Origin of the sequence: Pseudomonas sp. ICMP 561 (genome assembly GCF_002699985.1) — a bacterium.
In the GTDB taxonomy this organism is placed as follows: Bacteria; Pseudomonadota; Gammaproteobacteria; order Pseudomonadales; family Pseudomonadaceae; genus Aquipseudomonas; species Aquipseudomonas quasicaspiana.
The window spans coordinates 12,676-28,146 of sequence record NZ_LKBT01000056.1 but is presented as its reverse complement, the minus strand read 5'-3'; the positions used below and the strand labels follow the sequence as shown (position 1 = coordinate 28,146).

Annotated in this window: 16 protein-coding genes and 1 riboswitch; of the genes, 13 read left to right on the top strand and 3 right to left on the bottom strand. The window is 60.0% G+C overall.

Annotated features, from left to right (window positions below):
• Positions 1 to 192 precede the first annotated feature (192 nt).
• On the bottom strand, positions 193 to 1,536 hold the full coding sequence (locus AO242_RS23905) for a PQQ-dependent sugar dehydrogenase (RefSeq protein WP_099270626.1): 1,344 nt from the start codon (positions 1,534 to 1,536) through the stop codon (positions 193 to 195).
• 102 nt (positions 1,537 to 1,638) lie between these two features.
• A riboswitch (cobalamin riboswitch) is annotated at positions 1,639 to 1,856 on the top strand.
• Positions 1,857 to 1,954: 98 nt separating this feature from the next.
• On the opposite strand from AO242_RS23905, the gene cobO reads away from it, so the two are divergent.
• From cobO to AO242_RS23840, 13 genes are all read left to right on the top strand, one after another.
• Positions 1,955 to 2,566 carry a cob(I)yrinic acid a,c-diamide adenosyltransferase gene (cobO, locus tag AO242_RS23900; protein WP_099270625.1) on the top strand — a complete coding sequence of 204 codons (612 nt, stop codon included), beginning with the start codon at positions 1,955 to 1,957 and terminating at the stop codon, positions 2,564 to 2,566.
• 10 nt (positions 2,567 to 2,576) lie between these two features.
• Positions 2,577 to 3,872: a cobyrinate a,c-diamide synthase gene (locus tag AO242_RS23895; protein WP_099270624.1), complete on the top strand. Its 1,296-nt coding sequence runs from the start codon at positions 2,577 to 2,579 to the stop codon at positions 3,870 to 3,872.
• Complete coding sequence (bluB, locus tag AO242_RS23890; protein ID WP_099270623.1) at positions 3,869 to 4,519, top strand: 5,6-dimethylbenzimidazole synthase; 651 nt, start codon at positions 3,869 to 3,871, stop codon at positions 4,517 to 4,519. The genes AO242_RS23895 and bluB overlap by 4 nt, the downstream gene beginning before the upstream one ends.
• Positions 4,516 to 5,424 (top strand): adenosylcobinamide-phosphate synthase CbiB, encoded by a 909-nt coding sequence (cbiB, locus tag AO242_RS23885; RefSeq protein ID WP_027902074.1) that lies wholly within the window; start codon positions 4,516 to 4,518, stop codon positions 5,422 to 5,424. The genes bluB and cbiB overlap by 4 nt, the downstream gene beginning before the upstream one ends.
• Positions 5,417 to 6,436, top strand: a complete 1,020-nt coding sequence (cobD, locus tag AO242_RS23880) for a threonine-phosphate decarboxylase CobD (RefSeq protein ID WP_099270622.1) — start codon at positions 5,417 to 5,419, stop codon at positions 6,434 to 6,436. The genes cbiB and cobD overlap by 8 nt, the downstream gene beginning before the upstream one ends.
• Positions 6,433 to 7,887, top strand: a complete 1,455-nt coding sequence (locus tag AO242_RS23875; RefSeq protein WP_099270621.1) for a cobyric acid synthase — start codon at positions 6,433 to 6,435, stop codon at positions 7,885 to 7,887. The genes cobD and AO242_RS23875 overlap by 4 nt, the downstream gene beginning before the upstream one ends.
• A gap of 130 nt (positions 7,888 to 8,017) precedes the next feature.
• Complete coding sequence (gene cobU / locus AO242_RS23865) at positions 8,018 to 8,539, top strand: bifunctional adenosylcobinamide kinase/adenosylcobinamide-phosphate guanylyltransferase (protein WP_099270620.1); 522 nt, start codon at positions 8,018 to 8,020, stop codon at positions 8,537 to 8,539.
• Positions 8,536 to 9,588, top strand: coding sequence for a nicotinate-nucleotide--dimethylbenzimidazole phosphoribosyltransferase (gene cobT / locus AO242_RS23860; RefSeq protein ID WP_099270619.1), 1,053 nt, complete (start codon positions 8,536 to 8,538; stop codon positions 9,586 to 9,588). The genes cobU and cobT overlap by 4 nt, the downstream gene beginning before the upstream one ends.
• Positions 9,585 to 10,166, top strand: coding sequence for an alpha-ribazole phosphatase family protein (gene cobC / locus AO242_RS23855; protein ID WP_099270618.1), 582 nt, complete (start codon positions 9,585 to 9,587; stop codon positions 10,164 to 10,166). The genes cobT and cobC overlap by 4 nt, the downstream gene beginning before the upstream one ends.
• 241 nt (positions 10,167 to 10,407) lie before the next feature.
• Positions 10,408 to 11,139: an adenosylcobinamide-GDP ribazoletransferase gene (locus AO242_RS23850; RefSeq protein ID WP_099270617.1), complete on the top strand. Its 732-nt coding sequence runs from the start codon at positions 10,408 to 10,410 to the stop codon at positions 11,137 to 11,139.
• Positions 11,140 to 11,401: 262 nt separating this feature from the next.
• On the top strand, positions 11,402 to 12,604 hold the full coding sequence (locus tag AO242_RS23845; RefSeq protein ID WP_099270616.1) for an MFS transporter: 1,203 nt from the start codon (positions 11,402 to 11,404) through the stop codon (positions 12,602 to 12,604).
• Positions 12,601 to 12,723, top strand: a complete 123-nt coding sequence (locus AO242_RS29860) for a hypothetical protein (RefSeq protein WP_255877355.1) — start codon at positions 12,601 to 12,603, stop codon at positions 12,721 to 12,723. Before AO242_RS23845 ends, AO242_RS29860 begins: the two co-directional genes overlap by 4 nt.
• Positions 12,724 to 12,797: 74 nt before the next feature.
• Entirely contained in the window at positions 12,798 to 13,349 is a 552-nt protein-coding gene (locus AO242_RS23840) for a glutathione peroxidase (RefSeq protein WP_027902066.1), read from the top strand.
• A gap of 94 nt (positions 13,350 to 13,443) precedes the next feature.
• Here the strand turns inward: AO242_RS23840 and AO242_RS23835 are convergent, their stop codons facing one another.
• Positions 13,444 to 14,709: an OmpP1/FadL family transporter gene (locus tag AO242_RS23835; RefSeq protein WP_099270615.1), complete on the bottom strand. Its 1,266-nt coding sequence runs from the start codon at positions 14,707 to 14,709 to the stop codon at positions 13,444 to 13,446.
• A gap of 151 nt (positions 14,710 to 14,860) precedes the next feature.
• Positions 14,861 to 15,340, bottom strand: coding sequence for a hypothetical protein (locus AO242_RS23830; RefSeq protein WP_099270614.1), 480 nt, complete (start codon positions 15,338 to 15,340; stop codon positions 14,861 to 14,863).
• Positions 15,341 to 15,471 lie beyond the last annotated feature (131 nt).

The following is a 15,471-nucleotide window of genomic DNA, read 5'->3' as shown; positions in this document are numbered from 1 at the left end:
GATCACTTTCTTCCGCTGGTTTCTCATCCCCAGAGTGTCAGCTGGATTTGCACTGACTGGTACATCGTCATCGCGAGCAAGCTCACTCCTACAGTTGGAATTCGATCTTCTGTAGGAGTGAGCTTGCTCGCGATGGCGTCAGTGGACTTACCGTAATCTGAAGGCATGCCCCCGATCCAGCGATCCTTAGGGCTAAGGCTTCAAACCCGCCTGTTGCGCCTTCGCTCCCGTCACCCGCCAGATTTTGTTACCCACATCATCGGCCACCAGCAAACCACCCTGATGGTCATTCACCACGCCAACCGGGCGGCCCTGTGCCTTTTCGTCGGCGTTGAGGAAGCCGCTCAGCAGGTCGATTGGCGTACCAGCTGGTCTGCCGTCTTTGAATGGCACGAACAGCACCTTATATCCGCTATGTGGTTTGCGGTTCCACGAGCCGTGCTGGCCGATGAACATCCCTTCGTTAAACGGTGCAGGCAAGGTTTTGCCGTCGGCGAAGACCAGGCCCAGCGAGGCCGTGTGCGGACCCACCGCGAAGTCAGGCGCAATGGCCTTGGCAACCAGCTCCGGGTTTTGTGGTTTAACCCGCTCATCCACATGCTGGCCGTAATAGCTGTACGGCCAGCCATAAAAGGCTCCGTCCTGAACCGAGGTCACGTAGTCAGGCACAAGGTCACTGCCGATTTCGTCGCGCTCGTTGACCGCGGTCCACAACTTGCCCGTGGTCGGCTCCCAGTCCATGCCGTTCGGGTTGCGCAGACCCGAAGCGAAGATGCGGTGGGTTTTGCTCGCCGGGTCGACTTCCCAGATTGCTGCCCGACCTTCTTCAGCTGCCATGCCGTTTTCCGCCACGTTGCTGTTCGAGCCAACCGTTACGTAAAGCTTGCTGCCGTCTTTGCTGGCGATGACGTTTTTGGTCCAGTGGTGATTCAGCGTACCGCCGGGCAAATCGACGATTTTGGTCGGTTGCGCGGTGATCGCCGTCTGGCCATCTTTATAGGGGAAGCTGATCAGCCGGTCGGTATCGGCGACGTAGAGCGTGTTACCCACCATCGTCATGCCAAACGGCGAGTTGAGGTTTTCCAGAAACACGGTGCGGGTTTCTGCCACGCCGTCGTGATCCTTGTCGCGCAACAGGGTAATCCGGTTAGCGCTGGGCACGCCGGCCCCGGCGCGGCCCATGACCTTTTTCATGACCCAGCCACGAATGCCTTGGTCGTCATCGGGTTTGGGCGGGGAATTGGTTTCGGCGACCAGTACATCGCCATTGGGCAACACATATAGCCAGCGCGGGTGATCGAGGTTTTCAGCGAAGGCGGCAACTTGGGTGCCCGCTGCTGCAACAGGTTTGCCACCCTGCGGCCAGCCGACGGCCGGGGCAATGTTGACCGTCGGGATCAGGGTCTTGTTGGGCTCCGGCAGCTTCGGAGACGGGCCTGTTCCGTCCGTGACTTGCAGGGTCGAGGACTCGCCACAGCCCGCGAGGCCAGCGGCGAGCACGAGCAAGACGGCGTAGTGCGGTTTGAGCGTGAACATGGTGGATCTCCGTAACGGGCAGTGGTGCAGTAAGCGGTAGAGGCCCTCACGCGGTTGAGGTTCAACCCCTGTGTTGATTGACGCTCCCGGGTCAACGCTCTAACCTGCGCGCTTGTTTCAGGTGCTCATCGTCCGCGGACTGATCGAGTGAAACAGGGAAGCCGGTGCGTTCGCTCTTTTTCGAGCTATTCCGGCGCTGCCCCCGCAACGGTAAATGAGTGAAAGCTGCGCAATCTGCCACTGTGCTCAGGCATGGGAAGGCGCGCAGCCGGGTTCGCCCGCTCATGAGCCCGGAGACCGGCCTGATCCATTCAACAGCATCACGGCGGGCGATGCTCTGCGCATGACCTGTGGTCGTGCTGTCAGTCTTTGCTATGCCCTCCGTCTGCTTTCGCGTGCCCTCAAGCGGAGAGCTGAGATGAACGAATCCCCTGAACGTGACGAACGCCATCTGGCGCGCATGCTGCGCAAGAAAGCCGTCATGGACGAGCGCATTGCCAGCGCCCCTAACGAATGCGGTTTGCTGTTGGTCTTGACCGGCAATGGCAAAGGCAAAAGCAGCTCCGCGTTCGGCATGCTCGCCCGGGCCATGGGCCACGACATCCAGTGCGGCGTCGTGCAGTTCATCAAAGGCAGTCACAGCACGGGCGAAGAGTTCTTCTTTCGGCGCTTCCCGGAGCAGGTCCGTTACTACGTAATGGGTGAGGGCTATACCTGGGAAACCCAGGACCGTCAGCGCGATATCGCTGCGGCCGAAGCCGCCTGGGAAGTGTCTCTGGAAATGCTTCGTGATCCGTCCATTGGCCTGGTGGTGCTGGACGAACTGAACATTGCCCTCAAGCACGGCTATCTGGACATCGAGCGAGTGCTCAGCGACTTGCAGGCGCGTCCGCCGATGCAGCACGTGATCGTCACCGGTCGCAGTGCCAAGCCGGAAATGATCGACATGGCCGATACGGTTTCCGATATCACCGTGGTCAAGCACGCCTTCCAGTCTGGCATTCGTGCCCAGAAAGGCATTGAGCTGTGAGCGCACTGTCATGAGCGAGCCGCGTCACTGTCCGGCGGTATTGATCGCCGCGCCCGCTTCGGGTCAGGGTAAAACCACCGTCACCGCCGCATTGGCTCGTCTGCATCGCAATCAGGGCCGCAAGGTTCGCGTGTTCAAGTGTGGGCCGGACTTTCTCGACCCGATGATTCTTGAGCGCGCCAGCGGTGCGCCGGTCTATCAGCTCGACCTGTGGATGGTCGGTGCTGATGAAAGTCGTCGCCTTTTGTGGCAAGCCGCGGGTGAGGCTGATCTGATTCTGATTGAAGGCGTGATGGGCTTGTTTGACGGTACACCGTCCAGCGCTGATCTGGCTCGTCATTTCGGTGTGCCGGTACTGGGCGTGATCGACGGTACGGCCATGGCCCAGACCTTTGGCGCATTGGCCCTGGGGCTGGCGCGCTATCAGCCGGACCTGCCGTTCGCCGGTGTGTTGGCCAACCGCGTCGGCACTGTGCGTCATGCGCAATTGCTGGAAGGCAGCCTGACCGAAGGTTTGCGCTGGTACGGCGCGTTGTCACGGGAAACCGGGATTGAATTGCCAAGCCGTCATCTCGGGTTGGTACAAGCCAGCGAGCTGAATGACCTGGACCTGCGTCTGGACTCAGCGGCTGATGCCCTGGCCAGCACCTGCGAAGTGGCTTTGCCGCCCGCCGTGACCTTCGCTGCTCCGGAAATTATTCCAGCCGAGCCGCTGCTTGAAGGCGTGCGCATCGCCATCGCTCACGATGAGGCGTTCGCCTTTACCTATGGCGCGAGTCTGGACTTGTTGCGGGCAATGGGCGCCGAACTGGTGTTCTTCTCGCCAATCCGCGACAGCGTTTTGCCCCAGGCGGACAGTCTGTATCTGCCCGGCGGTTACCCCGAGCTGCATCACGTTGCATTGAGCCAGAATACGCCGATGCTGACCGCAATCCGCGAACACCATCAAGCGGGCAAACCGTTGCTGGCGGAGTGCGGCGGCATGTTGTATCTGCTGGATGCCTTGACCGATGTCGACGGGTTGCGGGTTGAGCTGGTGGGCTTGCTGGCAGGCGAGGCTGTGATGCAGAAGCGTCTGGCGGCCCTGGCGCTACAAAACGTCGCATTGCCCGAAGGCGAACTGCGCGGCCACACTTATCACCATTCGTTGACCAGCACCGAGTTGCAGCCAATTGCCCGGGGCTTGAGCCCCAACGGTGGGCGCGGCGCGGAGGCGGTCTATCGCGACGGGCGCATGACGGCGTCCTATGTGCACTTCTATTTCCCTTCCAATCCCCAGGCGATTGCGGCGCTTTTCAAACCATGAGTGATCAAGCGTACAGCGCCGAAGAGCGTGCTGCGGTCTATCGCGCTATTGCCGAGCGACGTGACATGCGGCATTTCAGCGGTGGCAGCGTAGCGCCCGAGTTGCTGACGCGTTTGCTCGAAGCAGCGCATCAGGCACCCAGTGTGGGCCTGATGCAGCCATGGCGGTTTATCCGCATCACCGACCGGGCTTTGCGCGCGAGTATTCAGGCACAGGTTGAAGCCGAACGGATTCGTACCGCCGAAGCGCTGGGCGAGCGCGCCGATGACTTCATGAAGCTCAAAGTGGAAGGCATCAACGACTGTGCAGAAGTCCTGGTTGCCGCGCTGATGGATGATCGTGAAAAACACATTTTCGGCCGCCGCACGTTGCCGGAAATGGACCTGGCGTCGTTGTCCTGCGCCATCCAGAACATGTGGCTGGCAGCGCGTGCCGAAGGATTGGGCATGGGCTGGGTCTCGCTGTTTGAACCACAGGCCCTGGCTGACTTGCTGGGCATGCCCGAGGGCGCAAAACCGCTGGCGATTCTGTGCCTGGGGCCGGTGACCGAGTTCTATCCGGTGCCGATGCTGGTCATGGAAGGCTGGGGCAAAGAGCGCCCGCTGAACGAAATGCTGTTTGAAAACCAATGGGGAGTCGGTCAATGAGTGTGGCGCTGTTAAGTGTTGCCGGGGTGGCGCTGGATGCGTTGCTGGGCGAGCCGAAGCGCGCTCATCCATTGGTCGCGTTCGGTCGTTACGCTGACCGGATCGAGCAGCGCTTCAATTCGGCCGGTCGCGGCTGGCGCAGTCATGGCGTCACGGCCTGGTTTATTGCGGTCATCCCGCTGACCCTGCTGGCGACCGCATTGAGCTGGCTGCCTTACATTGGCTGGCTGGTGGAAATCCTTGCGCTGTATTGCGCGCTGGGTTTACGCAGTCTGGGTGAGCACGTTGAGCCGGTGGCGCAGGCGCTGCGCTCGGATGACATTGAAGAAGCGAGGCGTCGCGTCGGCTATCTGGTCAGTCGCCAGACCTCGGAGCTGGACGCCACTGAAGTCGCCCGCGCGGCCACTGAATCGGTGCTGGAGAACGGCAGCGATGCGGTGTTCGCTGCACTGTTCTGGTTTGCCGTTGCCGGTGCGCCCGGCGTGGTCCTGTATCGATTGAGTAACACGCTGGACGCTATGTGGGGTTATCGCAACGAGCGTTTTGAGCGTTTCGGCTGGGCGGCGGCGAGGATTGATGACGTCCTCAACTATATTCCTGCAAGGCTGGTGGCGCTGACGTACGCGTTGCTGGGCAAAACCCGTCTGGCCCTGCGCTGCTGGCGCACCCAAGGCCCGACGTGGGACAGCCCCAACGCCGGGCCGGTCATGGCCGCGGGCGCGGGTGCGCTGGGTGTCGAACTGGGCGGTGCCGCGATCTATCACGGCGAGCTGCATCAGCGTCCGCAGTTGGGTGAGGGTGTGCCCGCTGACGCTAATTCCATTGATCGCGGCTGGCAACTGGTGCAGCGCGGTGTGTGGTTATGGTTGTTGGTGTTGTGCATTGGAGCCGAATTTTATGCTTGAACATGGCGGCCGCCTGCGCAGGGCAGCCAGACAGTACGGCATTGATGAAGCTGACTGGCTGGACTTGTCCACGGGCATTGCACCCTGGGCCTTCCCGATTCCATCGATTCCGGCCGCCGCCTGGCATCGCCTGCCCGAAGCCGATGATGGTCTGGAGCAAGCCGCCTGTGCTTATTACGGCGCAGCGCGCGCTTTACCGGTTGCCGGATCCCAAGCTGCGATTCAGGCCCTGCCGCGTTTGCGCACTGCCGGTAAGGTGGGCGTGTTGTCGCCTTGTTATGCCGAGCACGCTCACGCCTGGCGCAGCGCGGGCTTTCTGGTGCGCGAAGTGCTTGAGCATGAAGTGGATTACTTCCTCGACAGCCTCGACGTACTGGTCGTGGTTAATCCGAATAACCCGACCGGCCTGATGCTCACCCAGGAATGCTTGTTGAAGTGGCATGGGCGACTGGCGGAGCGGGGCGGCTGGCTGGTGGTCGATGAAGCCTTTATGGATAACACGCCGGCTTTGAGCCTTGCGGCCCACACCGGCCTCGCCGGTCTGGTCGTGCTGCGCTCGTTTGGCAAATTCTTCGGGCTTGCCGGTGTGCGGTTGGGATTTGTCCTGGCTGAGCCAAATTTACTCAAATCACTGGCTCAGGAAATCGGCCCCTGGACCGTGAGCGGCCCCACGCGAATTATCGGCGAAGCGTGCCTGAAAGATGTTCAGGGTCACCTTGCGCAACGTGCCCGCACCGATCAGGCCAGCGAGCGTCTTGTGCAGGTACTGACTCGCCACGGGCTAAAGCCGGACGGCGGCTGCGCGCTGTTTCAACGGGTGATCACCCCGCACGCCGAGTCGCTGCACGAGTTCTGTGCCCGACGCGGCATTCTGTTGCGCTTGTTCGTCAGCGATAACCCGCTCGAATGCAGTCTGCGCTTCGGCCTGCCGGACACTGAAGCCCACTGGCAGCGTCTTGAGAAAGCGCTGGTCGAGTTCAACCACAGCCTGCCAAGCCAGGAGCAGCCATGACCACGTTGATGGTGCAAGGCACCACGTCCGACGCGGGGAAGAGCACGCTGGTGACGGCGCTGTGCCGCTGGCTGACCCGCCAGGGTGTCGCCGTCGTGCCGTTCAAACCACAGAACATGGCGCTCAACAGCGCGGTCACGGCGGACGGCGGCGAAATCGGTCGCGCCCAAGCGGTGCAGGCCCAGGCTTGCGGGTTGCAGCCGCATACCGACATGAATCCGGTATTGCTCAAGCCCAACAGCGACACCGGCGCGCAAGTGATTATTCATGGTCGCGCCGTTACCACCATGAATGCGGTGGCGTATCACGGCTATAAAGAAATCGCCATGAAAGCGGTACTGGAATCCCACGAGCGGCTGGGCCAGACCTATCCGGTAATAATGGTCGAAGGTGCTGGCTCGCCTGCCGAGATCAATCTGCGCGCCAACGACATCGCCAACATGGGCTTCGCCGAAGCGGTGGATTGCCCGGTGTTGCTGATTGCCGATATCAACCGTGGCGGTGTTTTCGCCCATTTGGTCGGCACGCTGGAATTGCTTTCGCCCAGCGAGCAGGCGCGGGTCAAGGGCTTCATCATCAATCGTTTTCGTGGCGACATCGCGCTGCTGCAGCCAGGTCTGGACTGGCTCGAAGCACGGACCGGCAAACCTGTGGTTGGCGTGCTGCCTTACGTGATGGACCTGCATCTTGAGGCCGAAGACGGTCTCGATCAGCGCCAGACCGATAAGGTCGAGCAAGTGCTCAACGTGGTAGTGCCGATCCTGCCGAGGATCAGCAACCACACCGATTTCGATCCGCTGCGCCTGCATCCGCAGGTCAATCTGCAATTCATCGGGCCGGGACAGGCTATTCCCTCGGCTGACCTGATCATCCTGCCCGGCTCGAAAAGCGTGCGCAGCGACATGGCGTATCTGCGCGCTAATGGTTGGGACAGCGCTATCGCCCGACACCTGCGTTATGGTGGCAAGTTGCTGGGGATTTGCGGTGGTTTGCAGATGCTCGGTGAGCAGTTGCATGATCCGCTGGGCCTCGAAGGCGCGCCGGGTTCCAGCGCCGGTCTTGGTTTACTGGCGATGAGCACGTTGCTCGAAGAAGAGAAGCAGCTGCGCAACGTGAAAGGGCGTCTGTCGCTGGAAGGCGTACGGGTCAGTGGCTATGAAATCCATGCTGGCGTAACCACCGGCTCAGCCCTGGAAAATCCGGCCGTGCTACTGGACGATGACCGCTGCGACGGAGCGCAAAGTGCTGACGGCCAGATCTTCGGCACTTACCTGCACGGGCTGTTCGAAACCCCTGAGGCATGCAGCGCACTACTGCGCTGGGCTGGTTTGCAGGACGTGCAGCAAGTGGATTACCACGCACTGCGCGAGCGCGACATCGAGCGGCTGGCGGATCTGGTTGAGAACCATCTGGATGGCACGTTGCTGCGCGAGTTGTGTGGGTTGAAATGACAAAGCGCGGCGATATTTGCTGGAGCGAGGCTTGCCCGCGAATAACGATGACGCGGTGGGCCTGTGACACCGGGTCGGCCCATTCGCGGGCAAGCCTCGCTCCAACGACGAATAAACGAGGCAGGCTCACATGCAGCAACTAATCCTCGGTGGCGCACGCTCCGGCAAGAGCAAGCTGGCCGAAAGCCTCGCCAGTGGCTCAGGTCTGGAGGTGATTTATATCGCCACCAGCCAACCCGTGGATGGCGAACTGAATCAGCGCGTCGCCCTGCACCGCGAGCGTCGGCCTGACACTTGGGGCTTGATTGAAGAACCCATCGAGCTGGCGCGTGTTCTTCAGAACAACGCCAGTGCCGAGCGCTGCTTGCTGGTGGATTGCCTGACGCTGTGGCTGACCAATTTGCTGATGCTTGAAAACACCGAGCGTCTGGCGCAAGAGCGTCAGGCGTTGCTCGACTGTCTGGCGCAATTGCCGGGCGAAATCATTTTTGTCAGTAACGAAACCGGGCTGGGCGTGGTGCCCCTCGGTGAGCTGACTCGTCGTTATGTCGATGAAGCGGGCCTGCTGCATCAGGCTCTGGCTGAGCGTTGCCAGCGCGTGGTGCTGACCGTTGCCGGTTTGCCACTGACCTTGAAAGGATCCGCATTATGAGTAACTCGTGGTGGCTTGAGCCCGCCCAGGCGATCAACATTCCGGTCCGGGAAGAAGCGCTGGCGCGGCAGCAGCAGTTGACCAAACCCACCGGCTCTCTTGGGCAACTGGAGCGCGTCGCGGTGCAGTTGGCCGGTCTGCAGGGTCGGGTGAAACCTAAAGTCGACGCGGTGTGGATCGCTATTTTTGCCGGTGACCACGGTGTTGTTGCGGAAGGCGTGTCAGCTTACCCGCAGGAAGTCACCGGCCAGATGCTGCATAACTTCGTGACCGGCGGGGCTGCAATCAGCGTGCTTGCTCAGCAATTGTCGGCGCAACTGGACGTGGTGGACCTGGGCACTGTCAGCCCATTGGATCTGCCGGGCGTACGCCACCTGCGCATCGGTGCCGGTACTGCGAACTTCGCCAAAGCTCCGGCAATGACTCAAGAGCAAGGCCTGCTGGCATTGCAGGCCGGGCGCGACAGTGTGTTGCGGGCCAAGGCGGTGGGTACCGAACTATTTGTCGGTGGTGAGATGGGCATCGGCAATACCGCGGCGGCCAGTGCCGTGGCCTGTTCGTTACTTGAGTGCGCCGCGCAATTGCTGGTCGGACCGGGCACCGGTTTGAATGCGGCGGGCATCAGCCACAAGACAGACGTTATCGAGCGAGCATTGAAGCTGCATGTCGAGCAGGCTGGCGATCCTTTGCAGAGCCTGTTTTGTCTGGGCGGCTTTGAAATTGCGGCGCTGGTGGGCGCGTACCTGGCCTGTGCTCAGGAAGGCATTACCGTGCTGGTGGACGGTTTCATTTGCAGCGTCGCGGCACTGGTCGCCGTACGTCTGAACCCTGGCTGCCGTGACTGGCTGCTGTTCGGTCATCGCGGCGCTGAGCCGGGCCATCGCCATCTGTTGGAGACATTACAAGCCGAGCCGCTTCTGGATCTGGGCATGCGGCTTGGCGAAGGCAGCGGCGCAGCCTTGGCGGTGCCGCTGGTGCGTCTGGCCTGCCAACTGCACAACGGCATGGCGACGTTCGCTGAAGCCGCAGTGGCAGATCGTCCCGCATGATCTTGCATCTTGATATGTTGCGTCACGGTGAGACCGAGCTGGGCGGCGGCATGCGTGGCAGCCTGGATGATGCCTTGACCGACACCGGCTGGGCGCAGATGCGTGCCGCGGTGGCTGAAGCCGGTCCATGGGATCGAATCGTCAGTTCTCCATTGCAGCGTTGCGCGCGCTTTGCTGAAGAACTGGCCGAGCGTCTTGCATTGCCGCTGAGCCTGGAGCCAGGCTTGCAGGAATTGCATTTCGGCGCTTGGGAAGGGCACAGCGCCGCGCAGTTGATGGAAACCGATGCCGAAGGTCTGGGCCTGTTCTGGAACGATCCTTACGGTTTCACGCCACCCAATGGCGAACCCGTGATCGAGTTTTCGGCAAGGGTTTTAGCTGCTGTCAAAAAACTGCATCAAGCCCATGCGGGCGAACGTGTGTTGTTGATCAGCCATGGAGGTGTCATGCGCCTGTTGCTGGCAAACGCCCGTGGCTTGCCTCGTGAGCAATTGCTGCAAGTCACGGTCGGGCACGGGGCGTTGTTGGCGATTACTGTTGCCGCTGGTGGTGTGTTGAAAACGACCGATGGCCTGTAAAGGGCAATCTCGAGGATTGCAGTTTGTTCGATAAGAGCGCGCTCCTTGCCCATGGCACCGCGCGTTCTCGCGATCAGCATTGAATCTGTAGGAGTGACCGGGGTGGCGATCCACATTGCTCGCGATAGCGGTAGACCTGTTGAGAAATTAACGTCTGGCCTGACGCTATCGCGAGCAAGCTCACTCCTACAGTGGCAGCGTTCCAATTTGAGTTGTGGGTTCGATAGCGAGGAAGCCTGACATGTTGCCGTTCTGGATCGCCCTGCAGTTCCTCAGCAGTTTGCCCGTCACGTTGCCCGGCATGCCCAAGCCCGAGGAGCTGGGGCGTTCGGTGCTGTTTTATCCGCTGGTGGGCGTGCTGTTCGGTGTGTTGTTGTTGGGCTTGAATACGCTGCTCAGCGACGCGCCTGTCATGCTCCATGCTGCATTGCTGCTGACCGCGTGGGTGTTGCTCAGCGGCGGACTGCATCTGGACGGCCTTGCCGACAGCGCCGATGCCTGGCTCGGTGGTTTTGGCGACCGCGAACGCACCTTGACCATCATGAAAGATCCCCGCAGCGGACCCATAGCGGTGGTCACACTGATTCTGGTGCTGCTGCTTAAATTCACTGCGCTGCTGGCGTTGATTGAGAGTCAGAACTCCCTAGCACTGCTGCTCGCACCGGTGCTGGGTCGCAGCGCCATGCTCGGTCTGTTTCTGTGCACGCCTTACGTCAGAGCTGGCGGGTTGGGGCAGGCGCTGGCCGACCATTTGCCGCGCTCGGCGGGTAAACAGGTGCTGTTGGTCTGCGCAGTAGGCTGTGTGCTGGTTGCCGGTTTATCCGGTTTTTACGCTTTGACTGCGGCGGCCGTCTGTTTCTTCTGGCTGCGTCATTTGATGCTCAAGCGCCTGGGTGGCACCACCGGAGACACGGCGGGTGCATTGCTGGAGTTGCTGGAGGTTACGGTGCTATTGGCGATGGTATTGGCCTGATTCACCAAGGTCATTGTAGGAGCTGCCGAAGGCTGCGATGCATCCTTCCTGACACACCGCTATCGCAGCCTTCGGCAGCTCCTACAGATCCTATGTATGCCGCGAGACAGCGCGGTGTCATGGATAAGAGGCGGCGTCTGCAAGATTCGCATCGACAGCCCGATCAGATTGACACCCCCATCCCCCACCGCGTAGCTTTCACACATTCTGTTACGGGTATATCCACGTAATTTTTCTTGAGTGTGCAAGCGGGAGAACAACAATGACATCCGTCTGGCGTACCAGTGGCTGGATCCTGCTAGGCAGCGCGTTGATTCTGGCGCTGTCGCTGGGTACGCGGCATGGCTTTGGTTTGTTCCTCGCTCCCATGAGTGCAGACTTTGGCTGGGGGCGTGAGGTGTTTGCGTTCGCGATCGCCTTTCAGAACCTGATGTGGGGCCTGGCGCAGCCGTTCGCGGGTGCGTTGGCCGACCGCTTCGGCGCAGCGAAAGTGGTGTTCATCGGTGGCGTTCTCTATGCCATCGGCCTGATGCTGATGAGCATGGCTGACACGCCTCTCAGCTTGTCATTGAGCGCTGGCTTATTGATCGGCATTGGCCTGTCAGGCACGTCGTTCTCGGTGATTCTGGGCGTGGTCGGCCGTGCGCTGCCCGCCGAAAAACGCAGCATGGGCATGGGGATCGCCAGTGCCGCAGGGTCTTTCGGTCAGTTCGCCATGCTGCCCGGCACGCTGGGCCTGATTGGCTGGCTGGGGTGGTCCAGCGCTTTGCTGGTACTTGGCGTGCTGGTGGCACTGATTCTGCCGCTGGTGATGATGCTCAGGGACAGCCCGACGCCGCTGGTCGGTGGCGAGCAAACCCTGAGCGAAGCATTGAAGGAAGCCTGTTCGCACTCGGGCTTCTGGCTACTGGCGCTAGGGTTTTTCGTTTGCGGTTTTCAAGTGGTGTTCATCGGCGTGCACTTGCCTGCCTATCTGGTGGATCAGCATTTACCCGCCAAAGTCGGCACCACAGTGCTGGCGCTGATCGGTTTGTTCAACATTTTCGGCACTTATACCGCAGGCTGGCTGGGCGGGCGCATGTCCAAGCCGCGTCTGCTGACCGTGCTCTATTTGCTCCGCGCGGTGGTGATTGTGTTGTTCATCACGCTGCCGCTCAGTGAAACCTCTGCCTATCTGTTTGGCGTGGCCATGGGCTTGCTGTGGCTGTCCACCGTCCCGCTGACCAACGGCACCGTCGCGACCTTGTTCGGCGTGCGTAACCTGTCGATGCTCGGTGGTATCGTGTTCCTGTTCCATCAACTGGGTGCTTTCCTCGGCGGTTGGCTGGGAGGTGTTGTGTATGACCGGACCGGGAATTACGACTTGATCTGGCAAGTGTCGATACTCTTGAGCCTGTTGGCGGCGGGGTTGAACTGGCCGGTGCGTGAACGCCCGGTTACCCGATTGCAGGCGCAAGCAGCATGAGCAGATGGTGGTTCTGGGGCGCGGGTATGGCTGGCGCTCTGACGCTGGCGCTGATCTGGTGGGCCTGGCAAAACGTTGGGCTCGCCGCTTTGCAGTTGGGCATGGGCGCTTGCCTCTAGGCATTTAGCCGGGCGCGGGTTAGTTTGTCCCATAGACAACTATGACTGCGCCGCACGGGCGCTCGGGATGCCTTATGCACATTCGCTGGATTGCTCTGCCGGTTCTCATGTTCGCTTTAGGTGGCACTGCCATGGCCGCTGATTGCCCGGCGCTGTTGCAAGGCGAGTTGCCCAAGTTGCGCGCCAAGGAAAATATCAACCTGTGCGAGCGATTCGCCGGCAAGCCAATGCTGGTGGTCAATACCGCCAGCTTCTGTGGTTTCGCTCCCCAGTTCAAAAGCCTGGAAGCATTGAATCAGCGCTTCAAGGGGGAGGGCCTCGAAGTGCTCGGCGTGCCGTCCAACGACTTCAAACAAGAGTCCAAGGATGGCGAAGAAACCGCCAAGGTTTGCTACGTCAATTACGGCGTGACCTTCACCATGACCGAGCCGCAACCCGTCAGAGGCGACGATGCTACTCACTTGTTCAAAGTGCTGGCCGAGCAGAGCAACGCGCCGCGCTGGAATTTCTACAAGTACGTGGTGGATCGTAAAGGCAATGTGGTCGCCAGCTTCTCCAGCATGACCACGCCGGATGACCCGGAGCTGATTGCTGCCGTGGAAAAGGCTATCGCCTCCAAACCTTGATTCAGTCGTAACGAAAAAGCCCCGCAACCATTGCTGATTGCGGGGCTTTTTGTTGGCTTGCAAACGGCTGGGTCAGCCCGTTGTGGTCGATGGATCAGAAGCGGTAGGTGATCGAGCTGCCCACACCGTGAGCGGTGTTGCGGAAGTCCGCGTTGTAGGTGCCTTTCGTAGCGCTGGAATCACGGATCTTCGCTTCATCTTCGCGCAGATACGAGTAAGCGACGTCGATAGTCAGGTTGTCGTTTGGACTCCAGCCAGCGCCGAAGCTGATCGCTTTGCGATCACCGGTAGGGATGCGCGGCGAGCGGTTTTCATTATTGGTTGGCGATTGATCCACCGAGAAGCCGGTGCGCAAGGTCCACTCTTTGTTGACCTTGTAGGATGCACCGATGGCATGGGCCCAGGTGTCATGCCAGTTCTGAGGCTCGGAGATGGTGCCAATGGTTGGGGTCAGAGGGCCAGGGACGCCGCTGTTTTTTACGTCGATGCTTTCCAGGCGACTCCAGCGAGTCCAGGTACTGCCCGCATAAAGTGTCCAGTTTGCGTCAAGCTCATGGGTAACCGAGAAGTCGACGGATTCAGGAGTAGTCAGATCCAGCGAGGCGTCGTACTTCTGGCCGTTGAACGGACCGAAGTTGGGACCAGAGATTTTGGTATCGCCGTCCAGCTTGTACTTAACTTTGGAGTGGTAGGTTGCGCCAATGCGAGTGCTGTCAGTGGCTTGCACCAGAATGCCGACGTTGAAGCCCAGCGCGGTGTCGTCACCCTTGACCTTTACCTTGCCGTCATTGACCGGGCCGGTAACCGGGTTGAGGGCGCTGGAGGTCAGCTCACCGTCAATACGGTTGATCGTCGGACCAAAACCGATGGAAACCTTGTCGTTGAATGCGTAGCTGATAGTCGGCTGAAAGGTGACGACTTGAACGTGGCTCTTGTCAGCAAAGTAACGACCGGCGAAGCCGCTTTCGTAGTCAGTGACCAGACCAAATGGAACGTAAACCCCAACGCCAAATGCCCAGTGATCATCGATCGGCTTGACGTAATAGCCCATCGGAACTCCGACGACTGGTACCATATCGCCATCATTGCTGCCGCCAAAAGAGCTGCTGGCGTTATCAATATCGGTCTTGGCGATTATTGCTGCTGCGCCAACGCTGACTTGTTCGCGCTTGAGACGGGACATACCGGCAGGGTTGCCGAATACGGTGCTTGCATCATCGGCAGAAGAGGAACGGCCCGCAAAACCGGTCCCCATACCGCTGATGCTTTGTTCGTTGATGGCAAAACCAGCAGCGAAGAGTTGGGAGGCAGCCAGGCTAACAGTGAGGCCGAGTGTGGTCTTGAGCATTACTTTTTTCATTATTAGAACTCCTTGTTGATCACCGCGCGAAAATTACCAACATTTCTCAGATTGCGCCATAGTCCGAATGGCCTGATCTAGAGCGTTTTTTGTAGGACAATCCGCGAAAAATGTCGCGATCTGTTTTTATCGTGATTTGCTCGAAAGTCATTCAAGCCGGGTGCGAAAGTGGTGTTACACAGCGTTGCCAGGCACTCATGAAATCGCGTAAACGGCCTTGGGGCTGAAATATTTCGCGCCATATTTTGGCCATTACGCGGGGATCTTCGTCGGCGGGCAGGCAAGAACCTTGAGCTTCGACCATCAACCAGGCGATGGCGGTGGCGTAACGCAGGTTGACGGTCAGTTCCAGGTGCGGCCCTGTGAGAAAAGCATGCTGACTGGCCAGGCCGCGAACCAGGCTGGCCAGTTCAGGGTCGAGCGCTAGATAGTTGTCCCAGAGCTGCCGGTGACAGCCTTCGGATATGCTGTACAGGCCATGCCCGCGGCGGCTGTCCAGTGCAGCGCCCAGATCTGATTGACTGGCGGCGACGGCGAGCAGGAACGATTCGGCGCGCGGGCTGTGCCGGTCCAGATACAACAAGGTGGGCCGAATTACGTGGCGGGATAAATCTCTGGCATCGATTCCCATGACATCCTCGGGGAAAAGTGACCGGCGGGCCCGGACGTGTGGCAGCGACAATAGAATCAGGCCCGTCGGAAGCGATCGTGATCGCCTGAGTTGAAGTGTAGTGTCATATTTCGCGTGTAAAGGATTGTTTT